This is a genomic window from Photobacterium toruni, from assembly GCF_024529955.1.
GTDB classification, from domain to species: Bacteria; Pseudomonadota; Gammaproteobacteria; order Enterobacterales; family Vibrionaceae; genus Photobacterium; species Photobacterium toruni.
This window is the reverse complement of sequence record NZ_AP024854.1, coordinates 307919-328126: the sequence shown is the minus strand read 5'-3', so window position 1 is coordinate 328126 and position 20208 is coordinate 307919. Positions and strand designations below refer to the sequence as shown.

Below are 20208 nucleotides of genomic sequence, written 5' to 3'. Positions count from 1 at the left end.
GGCTTAAGTCTATGACTTTTAAAAAGCTATTCTATGTACTATTAATGATTATATGTGCATGGCTCGGCTACTATCTACTTGAACAACACTGGCGACAAGATGTTCAAGTAAAACCTAATGATGACAAACCAATGTTTATTGGTAATAAAGTCAGTAACACCAGCTTTGATTTAAAAGGCACACGCCAATATCAAATTGACGCTGAACATCTTGAGCATTTCAATGTTAGTGGCGAAACAACATTTACCCAGCCTGTATTATGGGTCTTTAAACAAGGTAAAGATGTTGAATGGCGAGTGAGTGCGAACAATGCCAAACTAGAACAAGATAAAGTCTTACATTTGCAAGGTAATGTGCGTATTTTCAACCTACTACCTGATTCAGACATTCAGGTAATTAAAACCGATAATTTACGTTTAAACTTAGTCAATAAAGACTTTAGCACCGATGATCATGTCACTATCAATGGCCCAGTTTTCCAAAATCAAGGCGATGGCATGAAAGGCAATATGGCTCGTAACGTGGCAACTATTCTAAAAAATGTAAAAGGTAGATATGAACCGACTAAAAATTAGTACTCTACTATGCTTGTTGTGTATCAGTGCACCAACATGGGCAATGAAAAGTGATACTAAACAACCCATTTATATTGATTCAGACAGTCAACAAGTTGATATGCCGAATAATATTGTTACGTTTATCGGTAATGTTAAATTGCGCCAAGGTACCATTGATATTCGAGCTAATAAAATCGTAGTAACTCGATCAAACGCTAAATCTCAGCAACAAACTATCATTGCATATGGACAGCCAGCAACATTCCATCAAATAATGGACAATGGCAAACCACTTGATGGTGAAGCACTAAAAATGCGCTATGAAACCGCAACTGAACACCTAAAAATGACCGGAAAAGCCGAACTAAACCAAGATGGCAGTAATATTAAAGGTAATATCATCACCTACAATATTCCCAACCAACGTCTAGTTGCAGAAAGCGGTAACAAAGAACGTGTCACCACCGTGATACTACCAAGTCAATTAAACAATAATAAGAAATAAACATTATTTATGGCTATTCTAAAAGCTGAGCACCTTGCAAAAAGTTACAACGGACGCAAAGTCGTTTCCGATGTCAGTCTTGAGGTAGAATCAGGAAAAATTGTTGGTTTACTTGGTCCTAACGGTGCCGGTAAAACCACCTCATTTTATATGATCGTTGGCTTAGTTAGCCGCGATGAAGGCACAATCACCATTGATGGTGAAGATATTAGCCTTCAACCAATGCATAACCGTTCAAGAATGGGCATTGGCTACTTACCACAAGAAGCATCAATTTTTCGTCGTCTAACCGTTTATAATAACTTAATGGCGGTATTAGAAACACGTAAAGAACTCACCAAAGAAGGTCGTCAAGACAAGGCAGAAGAGTTATTGGATGAGTTTAATATTCAACATATTCGCGATAGCTTAGGACAAGCATTATCAGGTGGTGAGCGTCGTCGCGTTGAAATTGCGCGAGCATTAGCAGCTAACCCTAAATTTATTTTACTTGATGAACCATTTGCTGGTGTCGATCCCATTTCAGTTATCGATATCAAAAAAATCATTAAACATTTACGAGATCGTGGGTTAGGGGTATTAATTACCGACCATAACGTTCGTGAAACACTGGATGTCTGTGAGCACGCTTATATTGTAAGCCAAGGCCATCTTATCGCTAACGGTACCCCTGATCATGTTCTCAACCACGAGCATGTTAAGCGGGTTTATCTGGGTGATCAGTTCCGTCTTTAGCATTCACCATTAGCTATTGATTACAGATAATAACAACAATAACAATAAGGTGTATCAACGTTAATGAAAACTTCGCTCCAACTTAAGCTCGGTCAACAGTTAGCAATGACGCCTCAATTGCAGCAAGCCATTCGCTTGTTGCAACTCTCTACATTGGAACTTCAACAAGAAATCCAAGAAGCACTTGATGGAAATCCTCTTCTAGAGCTTGATGAAACCAATGAAGCAGATGAAGTTAGCACTAACAATGAAACCTCAACCACAGAAACTAGCACTAATGATGCCAGTGAAAATCTTGATGATATAGAGAGCTTTGACACTGCTGAAGTGCTTGAATCTCGTGAATTACCCGCTGAACTTCCCGTTGATAGTACTTGGGACGATGTTTACAGCGCTGGCACCGGAAGTGCAGGAATAGCCATTGATGATGACATTCCAATCTATCAAGGTGAAACTACCGAATCATTACAAGATTATTTAATGTGGCAAGTGCATCTAACGCCATTTAGTGAAACAGATCTCGCGATCGCAACAGCTATTATTGATGCCGTTAATGACAAAGGTTATCTCAGTTGTACCACTGCCGAAATTTTAGAAAACTTCGAGAATGAAGAGCTCGATGTGGAGCTTGATGAAGTGGAAGCCGTGCTCAAACGCGTTCAACAATTTGATCCACTAGGCGTTGCCTCTCGTAATTTACAAGAGTGTTTATTACTTCAACTTGCGACCTACCCAGAACAAACCCAATGGCTTGCTGAAGCTAAAATGCTCTTACGTGAACACATTAATTTATTAGGTAATCGTGATTACCGCCAATTAATGCGTGAAACCAAGCTCAAAGAGCCAGAGCTTAAAGCCGTCATGGAACTTATTCATAGTTTAAATCCTCGTCCTGGAAACCATGTCGTTTCAACCGATACCGAATACGTTATTCCTGATGTCTCTGTATTTAAAGATCATGGCGAATGGGTCGTTAGCATCAACCCTGACAGTATTCCGCGCATCAAAGTTAATCAGCAGTACGCCGCATTAAGCAACAACACCCGTAACAGTGCTGATGGACAATTTATTCGCACTCACCTTCAAGATGCAAAATGGCTAATTAAAAGCCTTGAAAGCCGCAATGAAACCTTATTGAAAGTCGCTCGTTGTATTGTAAAACAACAGCAAGATTTTTTTGAATTTGGTGAAGAAGCCATGAAACCGATGGTTCTTAATGATATTGCGCTTGATGTTGAAATGCACGAATCCACCATATCCCGAGTCACTACTCAAAAATATATGCATACACCTCGGGGTATTTTTGAATTGAAATACTTCTTCTCAAGTCATGTCAGTACGGATAATGGCGGTGAATGTTCATCGACAGCAATTCGCGCACTGGTGAAGAAACTTGTTGCTGCTGAAAATCAGGGAAAACCCCTGAGTGACAGCAAAATTGCGACTTTATTGGCGGAACAAGGGATCATGGTAGCAAGGCGAACTATTGCTAAATACCGTGAATCTTTAGGAATTCCACCATCAAATCAGCGAAAACGTCTGATCTAAACCGGATCAGCGCCAACAAAAGGAAGATGTCTATGCAAATCAATATTACCGGACACCATGTTGATGTAACCGATTCACTGCGGGAATATGTTAGTACTAAATTTGAAAAGTTAGAGCGTTTCTTCGACAAAATCAATACCGTTCAAGTGATCTTAAATGTCGAAAAGCTCCAACAAATTGCTGAAGCAACTCTGCATATTAATTCAGGCGAAATTCACGCGAAAGCTGACTCTGAAAATATGTATGCCGCGATTGACGAATTGACTGATAAACTAGTCCGTCAATTAAACAAACATAAAGATAAACTCAATAGTCACTAATCATGCAACTGAGTAACGTATTGAGCTTGGACTGCACCAAAAGTGCAGTCCCTTGCTCCAGTAAAAAACGCGCGCTAGAGCTCATCAGTGAGATCGCGGCAACACATCTTGATCAAAATCCGCAGCCATTATTTGAATGTATGCTCAATCGTGAAAAATTGGGTACCACAGGTATTGGTAACGGTATCGCGATCCCTCATGGCCGAATCAGTAACAGTGATCATGCGATCGCAGTACTTATTCAATGCCAAGAGCCTATCGATTTTGATGCTATTGATGGTCAACCTATTGACCTCTTATTTGCACTTTTGGTACCAGAAGAGCAATGTAAAGAGCATTTATCGACCCTTGCAAGCATGGCTGAAAAACTTGGAAATAAGAAAATTTGCAAACAATTACGCAATGCAACAACGGATCAAGAACTGTATGACATACTGATTGATGAAGAATAATTCAACATCAATCCACAACAAAAAGGTAGCTTAACCATGAGGTTAATGGTTGTTAGTGGCCGTTCAGGTTCAGGTAAATCTGTCGCGCTACGCGTACTTGAAGATTTAGGCTATTACTGTGTTGATAACCTTCCTGTTCACTTACTGTCGCAATTTGTAAATGACATTGCTAATAGTGAGCAAGATATTGCCGTTAGCATCGACATTCGTAATATGCCACCGCATCAAGGTGAACTTGAGGTTATTTTTAACAATTTACCCAGTGATGTTGATATCAATGTTATTTTCCTTGATGCCGATGATAAAGAATTAGTTAAACGCTTTAGTGAAACTCGACGTTTACACCCGCTTTCTCGCCACAATATGAGTCTTGAGCAAGCAATTCAATCAGAGGCCATTTTACTCGGTGAACTCAAAGAGCATGCCGATCTCGTCATTGATACCACCAATAGTTCAATTCATGATTTAAGTGAAACCGTTCGAGCCAGAGTCCTTGGCCGAGAAGCGCGTGAATTAGTACTCGTTTTTGAATCTTTCGGTTTTAAACATGGCCTCCCCTCAGATGCTGATTATGTGTTTGATGTCCGCTTTTTACCAAACCCACACTGGGTACCAGAGCTCAAACCACAAACAGGTCTTGATCAGGGCGTCAAAGATTTTTTAGCCGCTCACGCTGAGGTTAATAAACTTAACTACCAATTACGTAATTTTATTGAAACATGGCTACCAATGCTCGAAAAGAACAATCGTAGTTATGTTACTGTCGCGATTGGCTGTACAGGAGGTCAACATCGCTCAGTCTATATAGCCCAACAACTGGCTGATTATTTTACCCAACAAGGTCAACAAGTGCAGGTACGTCACCGCACATTGGAAAATTATAAATGACCATTAGTCGCGAATTATTTATTCGTAATCGTCTCGGGCTTCATGCCCGAGCGGCCATAAAACTGGTTGAATTAGCCCAAAGTTTTTCTGCAATAATTACGATCACTAATGGTGATAACAGTGCAACGGCAGACAGTGTCATGGGATTATTAATGCTCGACTCAGCCCAAGGTCAGAAAATCATGGTTAGTGCTGAGGGTCGAGATGCAAAATCAGCATTAATAGCCATTTCAAACCTAATTGAAGCTGGGTTTGATGAAGAAAACTAATTTGCCATCTTACATAAGCATCAATGACCGCGATTAAGCCTATTGTTATTATTGATATTCATCCTTTTTAACACATAAGACTTTGTCATTAACTACGCTTTTTTGCTGCGATTGGTTGATAAAAAGCACGAAATAGCGATATATCACTATTATAATCATGCATATCACCCATACTTCATCAGTTTATAAGCTAATAAAATAGCAATCAGCACAAGACAAAGACTTACTGATTACGTTAAAATTCAGCTTATTGCGCCATCAAATATAAGTGGGCCTAATACCTATGGCGGATGTATTAGAACAAGATCAAACCCATCACACACTCCAAGAAGTCAACAAAGCCCTTGAAAATGGCATGTTTGTCCATGTTCGCCGGTTACTCCAAGATATGGAGCCGGAGGATATTGCTCACCTGTTAGAAGCCTCGCCACCGAAAGAACGTCAAGTCTTATGGCAATTGACCGATCCGGAAGAGCAAGGTGAGATCCTTGATGAACTTTCTGAAGATGTAAAAGATGGCATCGTCTCGCAAATGGAACCAGAAAAACTGGCAGCCGTTACCGAGGGGATGGAAAGTGATGATGTCGCATACGTACTTCGTAGCCTCTCTGATGAGCGTTACCAAGAAGTATTGGCACAAATGGATGCCACCGATCGTCGTCGTATTGAAAAAGCACTCGCCTATCCGGAAGATACCGCCGGTGGGATGATGAGTACCGATTTTATTACCATTCGTGGTGACGTAACTGCTGATGTAGTATTACGTTATTTACGTATGCGTGGTGAACTCCCTGAAGCAACTGATTCATTATACGTTGTTGATGAAAAACAAATTTTAATTGGACATCTTTCACTATCAACCTTGATCACTACTCAACCTGACATCAAAATTAAAGATGTAATGGAAGATGCTGATGAAGCGATTGCCGTTGATATGGCAGACAGTGAAATAGCCAATATTTTTGAACGTCGAAATTGGATATCAGCCCCTGTTGTTGATGCGAATAATCACCTTGTCGGCCGTATTACTATCGATGACGTGGTTGACTTGATCCGTGAAGAAGCGGAACACTCAATGATGTCGATGGCGGGTATGGATGATGACGAAGATACCTTTGCGCCAGTATTAAAATCGGCTAAAAGTCGTAGTATTTGGTTAGGTGTCAATGTACTAACAGCATTAGCAGCAGCCTCTGTTTCCAATATGTTTGAACACACTTTACAACAGATGGCGACCGTTGCGGTATTGATGACAATCGTTCCTTCTATGGGAGGGGTTGCGGGTAACCAAACCGTCGCTCTGGTTATTCGAGGTCTTGCTGTCGGTCATATCGGTGACTCCAATACTCGCTGGCTACTGAGTAAAGAGGCACGAGTCGGACTAATTAATGGCTTAGTATGGGCATTAATTATTGGGTTAGTGGTCTTTATCTGGAAAGGTAGTTTGATACTTGGTGCCATTATGGCTGGAGCCATGTTAGCCAACCTATTTATTGCTGGTGTTGCTGGTGTATTAATTCCAATTGGGCTTAAAAAGCTAAAAATTGACCCCGCACTGGCAGGTGGTATGGCACTCACAACCTGTACTGATATTGTTGGTTTAATGGTGTTCTTAGGCCTAGCGACAATCTTTATTACGCCTTAATTCACCATTACTGAACCTATCAAAAAGCCCGTATCAAATAATTGATACGGGCTTTTTATTGTTAGGCTATCGCTTAATTAAATACGATTATTCACCCGCAATTTTCATCGAATCTAACAGCATTGAGCCCGTTAGAATCTGACTACGGGTTTCGGTATCACTACCAATCGCAACAATATTTTGCATCATATCTTTAAGGTTACCGGCAATGGTAATTTCAGAGACAGGGTATTGAATTTGACCATTCTCAACCCAGAAGCCAGCAGCACCACGCGAGTAATCACCAGTGATAATGTTAACCCCTTGGCCCATCAATTCTGTCACCAATAAACCACGATCCATCTTCTTCAGCATTTGCTCAAAGCTTTCACCGGTTGATGACACCAACCAGTTATGAATACCACCAGCATGACCTGTTGGCTGCATATTCATCTTACGTGCGGCATAGCTGGTCAACAGATATGTTTGCAGTGCGCCGCCGGTGATAATTTCACGATCATAAGTCGCTAAACCTTCACTATCAAACGGCGTACTTGCCATTCCACGTAGAATATGAGGACGCTCACTAATATTTAACCATTCAGGGAAAATCTGCTCACCAAGCTTATCCAGTAAAAATGATGATTTACGGTATAAATTCGCGCCGCTGATCCCCATCACTAAATGACCAAATAATCCGGTGGCAATATCGGCAGCAAACATCACCGGCGCTTCACGCGTCGTCAGTTTTTGCGGATCAATACGGCTAACAGTACGCTCTGCAGCATGACGACCCACACGTTCTGGCGTCCACATATCAGACGCTAAGCGTGACGTCGTATAGCTATAATCACGCTCCATATTGCCATCTTTACCTTCACTGATCACACAACAACTGATGCTATGACGACTAGAAGCATAACTGGCTAACATGCCATGACTGTTACCATAAACACGCACACCGTAATGGCTATCATAACTCGCACCATCACTTTGTTTTACTCGTGGATCAAACGCAAGCGCAGCTTCTTCGGCAGCAATCGCAATCGCAGCAGCACGATCAGGTTCAGGCTCATCAGGATGAAATAAATCCAAATCAGGAATATTACGCGCCATAAGATCCGCAGGGCCAGGACCTGCAAATGGATCTTCAGAGGTGTAATTGGCAATATCTAATGCTGCTGCAACCGTTTGAGCAATCGCCGCTTCACTTAAATCTGATGTTGATGCACTGCCTTTACGGTTACCGCGATAGACCGTAATGCCCAGCGCACCATCACTATTAAATTCAACATTTTCAACTTCACACATGCGAGTTGAAACACTGATACCTGTTGTTTTGTTAATGGCTACTTCGGCTGCATCAGCCTGTTTACCAGCAACTTCAAGCGCTTTTGCTACTGCGGCTTCAAGTTCAACACGCTGATGAGCAACCTGTTCTCTTACGTCCATACAATCACTTAAGGTTAGGGTTTAGCTTATTAGTTATAGAATAATGTAATTTACGCCCAAAATCGTTATTAAACTGATAAAATAGAACTATTGATACAATAAGTGAGCCCATTTATGAGCCGTAAAAATAAAAAAGCCCCTTGGGATGAAGAAGAAGAAATCATCTGGGTAAGTAAGTCCGAGATGAAACGCGACATGGAAGAGTTGCAGAAAATTGGTGAAGCGTTAGTTGAATTAACCCCCAACGCGCTAGCAAAAGTGCCATTAGATGAAGAAATGATGGCCGCAATTAAAGACGCACAACGCTTTAGTAAAGAAGCGCGTCGTCGTCAGTTGCAGTTTATTGGTAAGCAGATGCGTCATATGGATCTCGAGCCAATTCAAGCCGCACTCGACAAATTAAATAATAAGCACTCTCAGCACACTGTTGCCCTTAAGAAACTAGAAATTAAGCGTGACAAATTGATTGAGAACGGTGACAGCATGCTAAATGCAATTTTGGTTGATCATCCCGATGCTGATCGCCAACACCTACGCCAATTGATGCGTCAAGCAGCGAAAGAAAAAGCTCAAGAAAAGCCAGGTAAAGCATACCGTGAGATCTTTCAGTATCTGAAATCGCTCTACCTTGCTGATTAATCAATTTGATTAATGTGCATATAAACAAAAAATGCCAGCATTACTGCTGGCATTTTATTTTATTGAAACACGCTAGTTATATAACGCTATGTCACAATAAAAAATTATTCAGTACCACCAACGGTCATTGAATCAATTTTCAAGGTTGGTTGACCAACGCCAACAGGTACGCTTTGTCCGGCTTTACCACACACACCCACGCCACGGTCGATATCAAGGTCATTACCGACCATCGATACCTGCTGCATTGCTTCTATACCACTGCCGATTAAGGTTGCACCTTTAATTGGACGGGTTACTTTACCGTTTTCAATTAAATATGCTTCTGACGCAGAGAATACAAACTTACCCGAAGTAATATCAACCTGACCACCACCAAAGTTTGGCGCATAGATACCATTTTTAACACTAGCAATGATTTCTTCAGGCGTATGCTCACCCGGTAACATATAGGTATTAGTCATACGTGGCATTGGTAAATGCGCATAAGACTCACGGCGACCGTTACCTGTCGGTGCGACGCTCATTAAGCGGGCATTGAGCTTATCTTGCATATAGCCTTTAAGCTTACCACCTTCAACAAGTACATTGTGTTGCGCTGGCGTACCTTCATCATCAATGTTAATTGAACCACGACGATTAACCAACGTACCATCATCAACAATAGTACATAATGGAGAAGTGACTTGCTGCCCAATTTGGCCTGCAAACATTGATGAGCCTTTACGGTTAAAATCCCCTTCTAACCCATGACCCACAGCTTCATGCAATAACACGCCGGGCCAACCAGCGCCTAGTACTATTGGCATAGTGCCAGCTGGAGCTGCATCGGCTTCAAGGTTAACTAATGCTTGACGAATCGCTTCATCGGCAAAAAAGATCGCTTGGCTTTTACCGGTAGAATCTTCAGTCAAAAACGTTTCATAGCCATAACGACCACCGCCACCAGCACTACCACGTTCACGTTTATCGCCTTTTTCCACTAAGACTGTAATTGATAATCGAACTAATGGACGAATATCAGCGGCATAAGTGCCATCTAATGCAGCGACTAATACTTCTTCGTAGACACCGTTAATGCTAGCTGAAACTTCAGTTACTAGCGGTTCTTTAGTGCGAATGTAGCGATCAATTTCTTCAAGTAAGGCGATTTTTTGGTATTTATCAAAACTACCTAATGGATTGATTGGTGAATAAATACCAGAAGATGCCATCGGCGCAAAAGTATGTACTTTGCCATTACCGCCCTGACGAACAATACCGCGAGCCGCTTTTGCACTTTGTGTCAGTGCTAATAAATTAATTTGATCTGAGTAAGCAAAACCTGTTTTCTCACCCGCAACAGCACGAATACCGACACCACGATCAATATTAAACGAGCCATCTTTAATGATACTGTCTTCTAAAACTAACGACTCATGCCAGCATGACTGGAAATATATATCAGCATAATCAACATCACGAGTAGCAATTAAGCCAAGAATGTTATGCAATTCATCACGACCAAGACCAGATTGGTCTAGCATGGTACTTTCTACAGTGTTAAGGGTCATTAATTTGCTCTTAGTTATTGAATATGACTGAACACTAATCGGGCATGATCAGCCACTGGCATATTAGTACGGATCTTATGTGCTAATTGTAAATCAACATTTGCTGTCAGAACACCCGTACCTTGTTGTTGGCAAGCAACCACTTGCCCCCATGGATCAACAATCATTGAATGACCCCATGTTTCTCGCGTTTCACTGTGATCACCCGATTGTGCAGCTGCAACGACCCAACATTGGGTTTCAATCGCACGAGCGCGGACTAATATTTCCCAATGAGCCCGTCCAGTCAACTTAGTGAATGCGGCCGGAATAATAATAATATCAGCACCTTGCTGACGTAACTCACCATAAAGCTGTGGAAAACGAAGATCATAACAAATCGATAAACCTAATTTACCAAAAGGAGTATTAATCACTTTAATATCATCGCCCGCTTTAAAGGTATCAGACTCTCGGTAACTATGATGTTTATCAGCAACATTAACATCAAACATATGCATTTTATTATAATGAGCATGGATCTTACCTTGATCATCAAATAATACCGAGGTTGTCGTTATGCTACCATCCGCTTGTAAAATCGGCATTGAGCCAATTAGTAGCCAAAGCCCTAATTGCTGCGAATACTGGGATAATTGTTGCTGCAATGGACCACTGCCTAATGGCTCAGCCCAACGTTGATAATCTGCTTTACTACCAAAAACAACACTATTTTCAGGAGTAACAACTAATTTAGCGCCTTGTAGTTGTAACCCTTGCATAAACTTCTTTATTTGGCTCAGGTTACGCTCAGGATCAGTGCCTGAGTTCATTTGTACTACACCAATCTTTGTCATGGCAATCTCCCTGAACTATTACTGATATACAGCTGATGTATCAATCATCACAATGCTTGTAACAAGCACCACTTTAAACACTTATTCTTAAAAACGATTACTCTCTGGAATTTTATATTCACCTTCAAAGCGAGAGCGCTCGACAACCTTTGGTGAGGCTATTGGTCCTGTGATTTGGTAATTCACCTGAGTAATCACATCTAATACCGGTGATAGCACGGTGGAAATCGCAAACACATACAAGGCGACTTGCGGTGCAACAGCAAAAGCCGTCATCACGGGTAATCCTGAGGTAAAATCAGGAATAAACTTAACGTTAGCATTTACCTTTTCATCAATCAGATTCACTTTGCCGTTGATATACATATCACCCGCTAACGCCTGCATCTTAATATTATCGCTATCGAAAATACCGTTTTTAATAGTGCCGTCACCACGAATATAATTAAAGGCTAAGCCATTATCAAATACCCCTGAAAAATCGAGTTTCATTTTTCGAATAATGGAATCAAGACTAAATAAACCTAAAAGTCGTCCTGCACCACCGACACCACTAACGATCCCTTTGCCAATATCGGTCTTCACCGTACCATTTAATGTTGTACGATCAATCCCCCAAGGCGTACCTTGCCAGTTAACGGTGACATGCGTATTAAATGATGCATTTTGTACTCCACCAGAGATACCAAATCGATCAAGGAGATCTGTACTATTACTACCACTAATAACAGCATCAAGTTTAGTACGATTCTGATGTTGGCGTATGCTCCAATCACCAGAGGCTGTTAATTTCACATTTCCAGATTGAATCTTAAACTGCTGTAATTGTAGTTGTTTATTATGCTTAGTTAATGTCGCAGTGACAGCGCCCAATCGGTAACCTTGCAACCAAGCATCAGCAATCGACAAATCTATCGCAGGTATTGCAGCCATGATGCTGCTATCACTCGCGGTGACCAAGGTTGATCGTGGTTGTGCCGTTAATAATGGACTTAATAATTCGGCCGGAGGCTGTTGATTAAATTGAGGTAAATTAAGGTGTAACGATTTTAGAATAACATTTAATGGCTGATTTTTTATCCATGATATATAACCATTTGCTTCTCGAGATGCCAGTTTTATTGACCACCCTTGCCCACGCGTTGCAAGCATATCAAGTTGATGCCAATTGAGACCGCCTAAGGTTAATTGACCTATTTTTGCTGTCACTCGTGTCGGTAATGGTAATGAAAATGCTGTGCCATGGGCTGTTACTGTTGAAGATAATGGTGAACTTTTTGCCATTAATGGCTTAACAATATCGAGCCATTTATCGGCATTAAAGTGACGACTATTAAGCTGTATTTGCTGACCTTGTAACCGCTGAGTTAATACCCCTCTCTCACCGATGATCAAATTACTGGCTGTAATTTTTGGTATTGATGTTAACAACGATACTTGTGCTTGATAACTAACATCCGGTAATAAAGCTTGAGCATACAACTGGGTTTTATTGCCTTCAACACTCACCATTAACGCAGCTGTAGAGCTTTGAGGTTGTTGTAATGGATAAGGTAATTGCGTACTGATATGCATTAATGGCAGCGTAATATCAACCTTATAATTAACATCGTTGGGTTTGATTTTTACTCCAACCTGAGCTTGCCAATCACTGCTTCCGCTAACATTATTTAACACAACCGCTGGTAAATAATCATTTAATTTAGCTATTTGTTCGCGTCCACTAACGCTAACATTAACGTTATAATCAGTCGATTTTTTAACGTTATTGCCATCAAAACCAAAGGTGATCGGTTGCTGATATAACAGCCCGGTTAGCCCTTGTGCTTGAATCTTATTATTATGAAAACTCAAGCTACCATTAACGTTTTCAATCGCTAACCGCGGCGTCATTAATATGATCGGATTGTGCTTAAAAGACACCTTGCCGCTCGCATCAACATCCGTCCCATCAAATGGAATATTCAAATTAAGCTTTGCAGTAACAGCCCCTTTTACCGCTATGGTTTTCAATGCACTACCAACAGAATCGGCCAATGGACTCTGTTGCATATATTGACGAACTTGTGGCCCAGTAGCAGCAAGGTCTATTGCTAGTTTAAGCTGTCCATTTGGAGTTAAATCTGCTTCACCCACAACTTTAGAGCTACTGGCTCCTAGTGTTTTGACATGATTAGAATGAATGTACATTTTGTCATTTTCAAATAACAAATTAAGCGTCATATCTCGTAACAGTGGCCACTCAGGATCAAAACTAAATTTAGCCTGTGTTAATGGCACAAATGCTTGAAAAATACCATCATGATGTTGGTAAGGAAAAGCATCAAGCGCGCCATACCATAAAATACGAGCAGACTTAACCTTGCCGCCTTTAATCGCAGTTGATAAATAATCGGTAAGATCATTACCCAATGCTGGCCGTGGTAAATAACGCCAAGTTTGGCCGGCATCAACGACATTTGCCTCACCAAATAATGAGAGCCATGGCGAACCCGTTATTGGTATATCAACACGAGCTTGCCCTGAAAAAGTTAAATCTGGCGTAACAACGGCCAGTTTATCACTCCATAACGTTGTTTGTTGCCCATCGCTATGCCAATAAGCCTGTACTTGGGCTTGGTTTATTTTTAAAGGCTTAGCAAACACCTTTTTATAAGCAAAACTATCCGTAGCGACATTAAGTGTCACTTTACCTTGCAAACCATCTCCAGCAATAGTGGCATTCAAATGATTGATTCCAGGGATCCACTGCCATGGTTTAACACTTAATTGCTGCACATTAAATGAAAAACGAGGGACGTTATTCGCCTCTCCCGCAACACGAATATGCGTTAATAATCCGTTAGGCTTAAGATGTTGAACAGCATTAACCAACTTATTTGTTGACGGCAAAAAGTTCATTAGTGGTACCAATCGCTGCAAGGCAATATTACTTAACGCCAATTTCCATTGGTTTAATTGATCGTGTTTACCAAAACTTAATTGTCCTGCAATATCAAATGTTGGCCATGCAACATCATCGGTATAAATAGCAAATTTTTCTGTATCAATCCGCCAGCTACGTGAACCATCGGGTAATCGAATCGGTCTTAATGCCACCAGCCCATGTTTAATCTTAATTTGATGCTGCTGCTTACTGACTTGCCAATCAATAGTACTGTTATTAATTTTTGCAGTACTACTTTCAATCTGTCCTTGCTTGAGCGTCAACCATGCTTCAACCCCAATTTCACTATGCGTAATATTTGCAACACTAGCAAATTGCTTATTAAGCCATGGGGTTACAGATACATGCTCACCTTTTATATATACCAAACCAGATAAGCTATTGAGGCCCCCTTGTTCTGATACATTGGCTTTAATGGCGAGTTGCCCGAGATCAGAATTAGAAAAATTAATACTTCCTTGCGCCAAATGACGACCATCGACATTGACCCAGTCTAACTGTTTAATATTAAGTTGTTGTTGAGATCCTGATGGTGCAACAAAAGATACTGATGAATCGAGGAGTTGAAATTGCCCTAAACGAGTAAAAAACACCTGTTCTAAACGTTGAGCTAAACTGACATCAGCAACACTTTCTGACTCTGACGATGATGGTGACTTTATTTTAGTTAGATCAATATCAACGTGACTAATAGTTACTTGTTTAAAAATAGGACGTAGATGCAATGCAGAATGCCAAATATCAAAATAAAATGATACCTGACCAATATTAGCAAGTGGTGGTGAATGCGGTTGTGCTGATATTGAAATACCCGTCACAGTGATAGCAGGCCCAGCAACTTGCCAGGCCCCTTCAATCGATGTTAATTTTAATGTGGCATTCGCCTGCTGCGAGATCCAGTGAGCTATCGGCTGGCGGTAATCATTAAGATGAGGAAGTATTAACCTTAGACTAGTGATTAATGATGCTAATAATAACGATACAATCACTATTAACCACAATCCACTGCGTACAAGACGTACGAGTATTTTTGGCACTATTACTTCCTCTTTAAATACATTACATCATAACGACATCAAACTGCTCTTGAGTATACAGCGGCTCTGGTTTGATTTTTACTTGCTTACCAATAAATACTTCTAGCTCAGCCAGTGCATGATACTCATCCCCAGCTAAAGCATCCCCAACCGCTGATGATACATAAACGACAAATCGATCAGCATCATAAGCGCGGTTAACCCGTGTAATTTCACGTAAAATTTCGTAACACACACTTTCAACCGTTTTAACGGTGCCGCGACCTTCACAAGAAGGACAAGTATTACATAATACATGCTCAATACTTTCACGGGTACGCTTACGGGTCATTTCAACTAATCCAAGCTGCGTAAAACCATTAACGTTTGTTTTTACCCGATCAAATGACAGCGCTTGCTCTAAGGCCTGTAAAACACGACGTTGATGCTCATCTAATACCATATCAATAAAATCGATAATAATAATGCCACCTAAATTACGTAACCGTAATTGACGTGCAATGACTTTAGTCGCTTCAATATTGGTATTAAAAATAGTTTCATCAAGATTACGACGACCCACAAAGGCACCAGTATTAATATCAATAGTGGTCATAGCTTCAGTTTGATCGATAATTAAGTAACCACCCGATTTCATTTCTACTTTACGATCAAGCGAACGTTGAATTTCAGCTTCAGTATCATAAAGATCAAAAATAGGTTGGTCCCCAGAATAATACTCAATATTTTCGGTAACTTCAGGTACAAACTCATCAGTAAATTCTTTGAGTCTATCAAATGCAACTCGCGAATCGACTTGAATATGATCAATTTGAGTGCCAACAAAATCACGTAAAATACGCTGTGCTAATCCTAATTCACCATATAACATTGAACGAGGTTTATATTTAGCACGACGCTCAATAACTTTACGCCACAAGTGTTTTAAAAATGCCGCATCTTGTGCCACTTCATCAGGATCAGCACCTTCAGCTGCGGTACGAATAATAAAACCACCAAGATGATCACAATGTTGTGATACTGCTTTTTTTAAACGTTCGCGTTCTTTTTCACATTCAATTCGTTGTGATACACCAACATGACTAGCGCCAGGCATAAACACTAAATAACGCGAAGGTAATGTAATATCAGTGGTTAAACGAGCGCCTTTAGTTCCTAATGGATCTTTAACCACTTGCACCACAATATCTTGCCCTTGACGGACTAATTCAGAAATATCACGAACTTTAAATTGTTTCTTTTCATTTTCTGCCACACATTCGGTATGTGGAACAATATCTGACGCATGCAAAAATGCCGCTTTATCTAAACCGATATCAACAAATGCTGCTTGCATTCCCGGTAAGACACGACTAACACGCCCTTTATAAATATTGCCAACAATGCCTCGCTTTGATTCACGTTCAATGTGAATCTCTTGCAAAACACCTCCCTCTATCATTGCGACACGCGTTTCACTTGGCGTGACATTTATTAGCAGCTCAATGCCCATGGTTGCCTCTACTTATAATTTTAAAAAATCTTGAACCATGATGTCGGTTTCCACTAATGGTAACCCCATCACAGCATAATAACTGCCATCAATACGGGTAATAAATTTGCCACCTATTCCCTGAATGCCATAGCTTCCAGCTTTATCTTGCGGTTCACCACTGTGCCAATATTTTTTAATATCGTTATCCGACAAAGTTTTAAACCATACCTGAGTGGTCACTAAACATGTTTGACTGTGCGATTGTGTTGCAAGGGTAACAGCTGTCATCACTTGATGCTGTCGTCCTGATAATAACCTCAGCATACGCGCTGCATCTTCAAAATCGACTGGTTTTTCTAGAATTTGTTGATCTACCACAACAATAGTATCAGCCCCGAGTACCGGAATGTCATTATTAGCAGCTTTTACACCAGCGAAAGCTTTATCTCGAGATAAGCGCTGCACATATTGTGCCGCCGTTTCGCCTGCTTGATGGCATTCTTCAACATCAACCACTATACGTTCAAAGTTATAACCAAGCTGAGTTAAAAGTTCCATTCGACGTGGCGATCCAGAGGCCAGATAAAGTTGAAGAGAAGTCATTGTGATCCTTTATTAAATGGTCGATTGCTAAGTGATTTATTATCAAACCCTAGCGTACTAAATAATTGACTTATGTAAGAGCTAAAAGAACAAAGGGGGACACCTACTGGCTCCCCCCTATATGAGTAATTATTATTAGCAAATTGCCAATTTGCGCCGAATTCGACGCAGCAATAAAAATAACCATGGCCATAATATAAAGTTTAATAACACCGCAAAGAACTGCTGCGGATAAAAACTAATATTTGACACTAAATATTCGGCCCAAAATTCAATTAGCTTAGCGGCCACTGATAATAACGCTATCACAATTGCTTGCTGCCATAATGACAAATTACGCAACACCCTAAAATTAAGCGCAATAATATAAGCAATCACCGACAACATTAACCCACGTACACCCAATGTTGAACCTAATGTTAAGTCCCATAATAGGCCAACCACTAAAGCGGTACCGACATTAACGCGATGTGGTAATGCTAATACCCAATAGCACATGACTAAAACTATCCATGACGGTCGAAAAGGTTCAAGTTCTCCTGGCCATGGTACAACTTGCAACACTAATGCCAATAGAAATGATAACCAAATCCGGATTCGTCCATGGGCTTTATTGGTCGGCATTATTCACCTTCTTCAATACTGGTACCACCGAATCAGTCTGATTTACAATTGGCACTTTTGGTATTACAGGCACTATTGCATTAACGGGGCTTGCCATAGTGGTTGATGTCCCTTTTGCAGTTGCAGTTGCAGTTGCAGTTGCAGTTGCAGTTGCAGTTGCAGTGTTATCTTTAATTTTTATTCTATCTGTTGGCCATACCAATAATAAATAACGTAAGCGATCAAATTGAACCGTCGTCTTTGCTGTAATTTGTGCAAAGGGACGTTTATTATCAAATGTAAATGATGTTACACGAGCAACAGGGTACCCTTCAGGATAACGCCCACCCAGCCCTGAACTCACTAAAAGATCTCCTTTTTTAATATCGGTACTACTTGGCACATGCTCTAATAAAATCTGATGATTACGCCCACCGCCTGTCGCAATAACACGAATATCATTACGTACAACCTGCACTGGAATCGCATTGGTCGGATCAATTAATAATAATACTCGGCTATTGTGCGCGCCAACATAAGAGACTTGGCCAACAATACCTTTATCATTAATAACGGGCTGACCTTCATACACGCCATCGACACGGCCTTTATTAATCATCACTTGATAACTATAAGGATCAGAATCAACAGCCATTACCTCTGCCACCATTTTCCGCTCATCGCGAACAAATGGTGATCCAAGTAAATTTCGTAAACGCTGGTTTTCTTGCTGTAATTGATCAAGTAATAGCACATTACTTTTCATGACTAGTAAATCACGTTTTAATGCTTTATTTTCTGTCAACAATCGTTGATGAGAGCTAAATTGCCCACGTAAAACATCTAATATTTCACGCGGTAAATTTGCCGCATATTGCAGCGGTGCAACCGCCGAATTCAATAAATAACGAATATTGGCAAAAGCACCAAGACGACTATCGGCTAGCATTAAGCTAGCCGATAATAATATGGCAAGAAACAGGCGTAATTGTAGAGATGGGCCTCTACCAAATATAGGTTTCATATCACGCTATAACCTGTTTAATTAGGATCCTATGATGGCATTATTCTTCGCTGAAGAGATCGCCACCATGCATATCAATCATTTCAAGCGCTTTACCGCCTCCACGTGCTACACACGTTAATGGATCTTCTGCCACAACAACAGGGATACCTGTTTCTTCAGTAAGAAGACGATCAAGATCGCGTAATAATGCACCGCCACCTGTTAACACCATGCCGCGCTCTGAAATATCAGACGCTAATTCTGGTGGGCATTGTTCAAGCGCAACCATAACTGCAGACACAATTCCTGTTAATGCCTCTTGCAATGCTTCTAAAATCTCGTTGGAGTTCAATGTAAAGCTACGCGGAACACCTTCTGCAAGGTTACGGCCACGAACTTCAATTTCTCGTACTTCATCACCTGGATAAGCTGAACCTATTTCATGCTTAATACGCTCAGCCGTTGCTTCACCGATCAAGCTACCGTAGTTACGACGCACATAGTTAATGATAGCTTCATCAAAACGATCACCACCAATACGTACTGATGATGAATACACCACACCATTCAATGAGATAACCGCAACTTCAGTAGTACCACCACCGATATCGATCACCATTGAGCCCATAGCTTCTGATACTGGCATTCCAGCACCAATTGCCGCAGCCATAGGCTCATCAATTAGGTAAACTTCACGCGCACCAGCACCTTGAGCTGATTCACGAATTGCACGACGCTCAACTTGAGTTGATCCACAAGGTACTGCCACTAATACACGTGGACTTGGACGCAAAAAGCTATTGTCATGCACTTGTTTAATAAAGTGCTGCAGCATTTTTTCAGTAACATAAAAATCGGCAATCACGCCATCTTTCATTGGTCGAATCGCAGCTATATTACCTGGCGTACGACCAAGCATAAGCTTGGCATCATGACCTACCGCAGCAACACTTTTAGTTGCACCTGCGCGATCTTGGCGAATAGCCACAACAGAGGGTTCATCAAGAACTATTCCTTGTCCTTTGACATAAATAAGGGTATTGGCCGTGCCCAAGTCAATAGACAAGTCATTGGAAAACATGCCACGAAGCTTCTTAAACATAGTCTTCAGCTATTCCTGCAAGCGTTAAAAAATCGTAAATTACTCTCAATGTATCAAG

Annotated in this window: 19 protein-coding genes; 10 read left to right on the top strand and 9 right to left on the bottom strand. The window is 40.9% G+C overall.

Annotated features, from left to right (window positions below):
* The first annotated feature begins 11 nt into the window (after positions 1–11).
* The 9 genes from lptC to mgtE all read left to right on the top strand — a co-directional run bounded on the left by lptC (position 12) and on the right by mgtE (position 6919).
* Positions 12–575, top strand: coding sequence for an LPS export ABC transporter periplasmic protein LptC (gene lptC, locus OC457_RS01625; RefSeq protein ID WP_080174454.1), 564 nt, complete (start codon positions 12–14; stop codon positions 573–575).
* Positions 556–1062, top strand: a complete 507-nt coding sequence (gene lptA / locus OC457_RS01620) for a lipopolysaccharide transport periplasmic protein LptA (RefSeq protein ID WP_080174453.1) — start codon at positions 556–558, stop codon at positions 1060–1062. Before lptC ends, lptA begins: the two co-directional genes overlap by 20 nt.
* A 9-nt stretch (positions 1063–1071) precedes the next feature.
* Positions 1072–1797 (top strand): LPS export ABC transporter ATP-binding protein, encoded by a 726-nt coding sequence (gene lptB / locus OC457_RS01615; protein ID WP_080174452.1) that lies wholly within the window; start codon positions 1072–1074, stop codon positions 1795–1797.
* A 63-nt stretch (positions 1798–1860) separates the two neighbouring features.
* A complete protein-coding gene (locus OC457_RS01610) occupies positions 1861–3345 on the top strand; it encodes an RNA polymerase factor sigma-54 (RefSeq protein ID WP_080174451.1) in 1485 nt (494 codons plus the stop codon).
* Between the two features lie 32 nt (positions 3346–3377).
* On the top strand, positions 3378–3665 hold the full coding sequence (hpf, locus tag OC457_RS01605) for a ribosome hibernation promoting factor (RefSeq protein WP_036793148.1): 288 nt from the start codon (positions 3378–3380) through the stop codon (positions 3663–3665).
* Positions 3666–3667: 2 nt separating this feature from the next.
* On the top strand, positions 3668–4117 hold the full coding sequence (gene ptsN / locus OC457_RS01600; RefSeq protein ID WP_080174450.1) for a PTS IIA-like nitrogen regulatory protein PtsN: 450 nt from the start codon (positions 3668–3670) through the stop codon (positions 4115–4117).
* 36 nt (positions 4118–4153) lie between these two features.
* Positions 4154–5005, top strand: coding sequence for an RNase adapter RapZ (gene rapZ, locus OC457_RS01595; protein ID WP_080174449.1), 852 nt, complete (start codon positions 4154–4156; stop codon positions 5003–5005).
* Positions 5002–5274 (top strand): HPr family phosphocarrier protein, encoded by a 273-nt coding sequence (locus tag OC457_RS01590; protein ID WP_080174448.1) that lies wholly within the window; start codon positions 5002–5004, stop codon positions 5272–5274. Before rapZ ends, OC457_RS01590 begins: the two co-directional genes overlap by 4 nt.
* A gap of 283 nt (positions 5275–5557) precedes the next feature.
* On the top strand, positions 5558–6919 hold the full coding sequence (mgtE, locus tag OC457_RS01585; protein WP_080174447.1) for a magnesium transporter: 1362 nt from the start codon (positions 5558–5560) through the stop codon (positions 6917–6919).
* Between the two features lie 87 nt (positions 6920–7006).
* Here mgtE and pmbA read toward each other — a convergent pair whose 3' ends face one another.
* The gene (gene pmbA, locus OC457_RS01580; RefSeq protein ID WP_080174446.1) at positions 7007–8350 is read right to left on the bottom strand and encodes a metalloprotease PmbA; all 1344 of its coding nucleotides are present in this window, start codon (positions 8348–8350) and stop codon (positions 7007–7009) included.
* A 114-nt stretch (positions 8351–8464) separates the two neighbouring features.
* Here pmbA and yjgA point away from each other — a divergent pair, with 114 nt between their 5' ends.
* Positions 8465–8989, top strand: a complete 525-nt coding sequence (gene yjgA, locus OC457_RS01575; protein WP_080174445.1) for a ribosome biogenesis factor YjgA — start codon at positions 8465–8467, stop codon at positions 8987–8989.
* A gap of 104 nt (positions 8990–9093) precedes the next feature.
* On the opposite strand, the gene tldD is transcribed toward yjgA, so the two are convergent.
* From tldD to OC457_RS01535, 8 genes are all read right to left on the bottom strand, one after another.
* Positions 9094–10515: a metalloprotease TldD gene (gene tldD, locus OC457_RS01570; protein WP_390948848.1), complete on the bottom strand. Its 1422-nt coding sequence runs from the start codon at positions 10513–10515 to the stop codon at positions 9094–9096.
* Positions 10516–10556: 41 nt separating this feature from the next.
* Complete coding sequence (locus OC457_RS01565) at positions 10557–11378, bottom strand: carbon-nitrogen hydrolase family protein (RefSeq protein WP_080174443.1); 822 nt, start codon at positions 11376–11378, stop codon at positions 10557–10559.
* Between the two features lie 87 nt (positions 11379–11465).
* On the bottom strand, positions 11466–15362 hold the full coding sequence (locus OC457_RS01560; RefSeq protein WP_080174442.1) for a YhdP family protein: 3897 nt from the start codon (positions 15360–15362) through the stop codon (positions 11466–11468).
* A 22-nt stretch (positions 15363–15384) separates the two neighbouring features.
* A complete protein-coding gene (rng, locus tag OC457_RS01555) occupies positions 15385–16854 on the bottom strand; it encodes a ribonuclease G (protein WP_080174441.1) in 1470 nt (489 codons plus the stop codon).
* Positions 16855–16866: 12 nt separating this feature from the next.
* A complete protein-coding gene (locus OC457_RS01550; RefSeq protein WP_080174440.1) occupies positions 16867–17439 on the bottom strand; it encodes a Maf family protein in 573 nt (190 codons plus the stop codon).
* 135 nt (positions 17440–17574) lie between these two features.
* Positions 17575–18063, bottom strand: coding sequence for a rod shape-determining protein MreD (mreD, locus tag OC457_RS01545; protein ID WP_262054069.1), 489 nt, complete (start codon positions 18061–18063; stop codon positions 17575–17577).
* Positions 18050–19066: a rod shape-determining protein MreC gene (mreC, locus tag OC457_RS01540; protein WP_080174438.1), complete on the bottom strand. Its 1017-nt coding sequence runs from the start codon at positions 19064–19066 to the stop codon at positions 18050–18052. The genes mreD and mreC overlap by 14 nt, the downstream gene beginning before the upstream one ends.
* Before the next feature lie 40 nt (positions 19067–19106).
* Positions 19107–20150 (bottom strand): rod shape-determining protein, encoded by a 1044-nt coding sequence (locus OC457_RS01535; protein WP_080174437.1) that lies wholly within the window; start codon positions 20148–20150, stop codon positions 19107–19109.
* Positions 20151–20208 lie beyond the last annotated feature (58 nt).

Coding starts and splice junctions, on each gene's coding strand:
- mreD (WP_262054069.1), bottom strand. CDS start 18,063: ATGCCGACCAATAAAGCCCATGGACGAATCCGGATTTGGTTATCATTT.
- pmbA (WP_080174446.1), bottom strand. CDS start 8,350: ATGGACGTAAGAGAACAGGTTGCTCATCAGCGTGTTGAACTTGAAGCC.
- OC457_RS01550 (WP_080174440.1), bottom strand. CDS start 17,439: ATGACTTCTCTTCAACTTTATCTGGCCTCTGGATCGCCACGTCGAATG.
- rng (WP_080174441.1), bottom strand. CDS start 16,854: ATGGGCATTGAGCTGCTAATAAATGTCACGCCAAGTGAAACGCGTGTC.
- ptsN (WP_080174450.1), top strand. CDS start 3,668: ATGCAACTGAGTAACGTATTGAGCTTGGACTGCACCAAAAGTGCAGTC.
- yjgA (WP_080174445.1), top strand. CDS start 8,465: ATGAGCCGTAAAAATAAAAAAGCCCCTTGGGATGAAGAAGAAGAAATC.
- OC457_RS01610 (WP_080174451.1), top strand. CDS start 1,861: ATGAAAACTTCGCTCCAACTTAAGCTCGGTCAACAGTTAGCAATGACG.
- mgtE (WP_080174447.1), top strand. CDS start 5,558: ATGGCGGATGTATTAGAACAAGATCAAACCCATCACACACTCCAAGAA.
- lptC (WP_080174454.1), top strand. CDS start 12: ATGACTTTTAAAAAGCTATTCTATGTACTATTAATGATTATATGTGCA.
- OC457_RS01590 (WP_080174448.1), top strand. CDS start 5,002: ATGACCATTAGTCGCGAATTATTTATTCGTAATCGTCTCGGGCTTCAT.
- tldD (WP_390948848.1), bottom strand. CDS start 10,515: ATGCTAGACCAATCTGGTCTTGGTCGTGATGAATTGCATAACATTCTT.
- mreC (WP_080174438.1), bottom strand. CDS start 19,066: ATGAAACCTATATTTGGTAGAGGCCCATCTCTACAATTACGCCTGTTT.
- lptB (WP_080174452.1), top strand. CDS start 1,072: ATGGCTATTCTAAAAGCTGAGCACCTTGCAAAAAGTTACAACGGACGC.
- OC457_RS01565 (WP_080174443.1), bottom strand. CDS start 11,378: ATGACAAAGATTGGTGTAGTACAAATGAACTCAGGCACTGATCCTGAG.
- OC457_RS01535 (WP_080174437.1), bottom strand. CDS start 20,150: ATGTTTAAGAAGCTTCGTGGCATGTTTTCCAATGACTTGTCTATTGAC.
- hpf (WP_036793148.1), top strand. CDS start 3,378: ATGCAAATCAATATTACCGGACACCATGTTGATGTAACCGATTCACTG.
- rapZ (WP_080174449.1), top strand. CDS start 4,154: ATGAGGTTAATGGTTGTTAGTGGCCGTTCAGGTTCAGGTAAATCTGTC.
- lptA (WP_080174453.1), top strand. CDS start 556: ATGAACCGACTAAAAATTAGTACTCTACTATGCTTGTTGTGTATCAGT.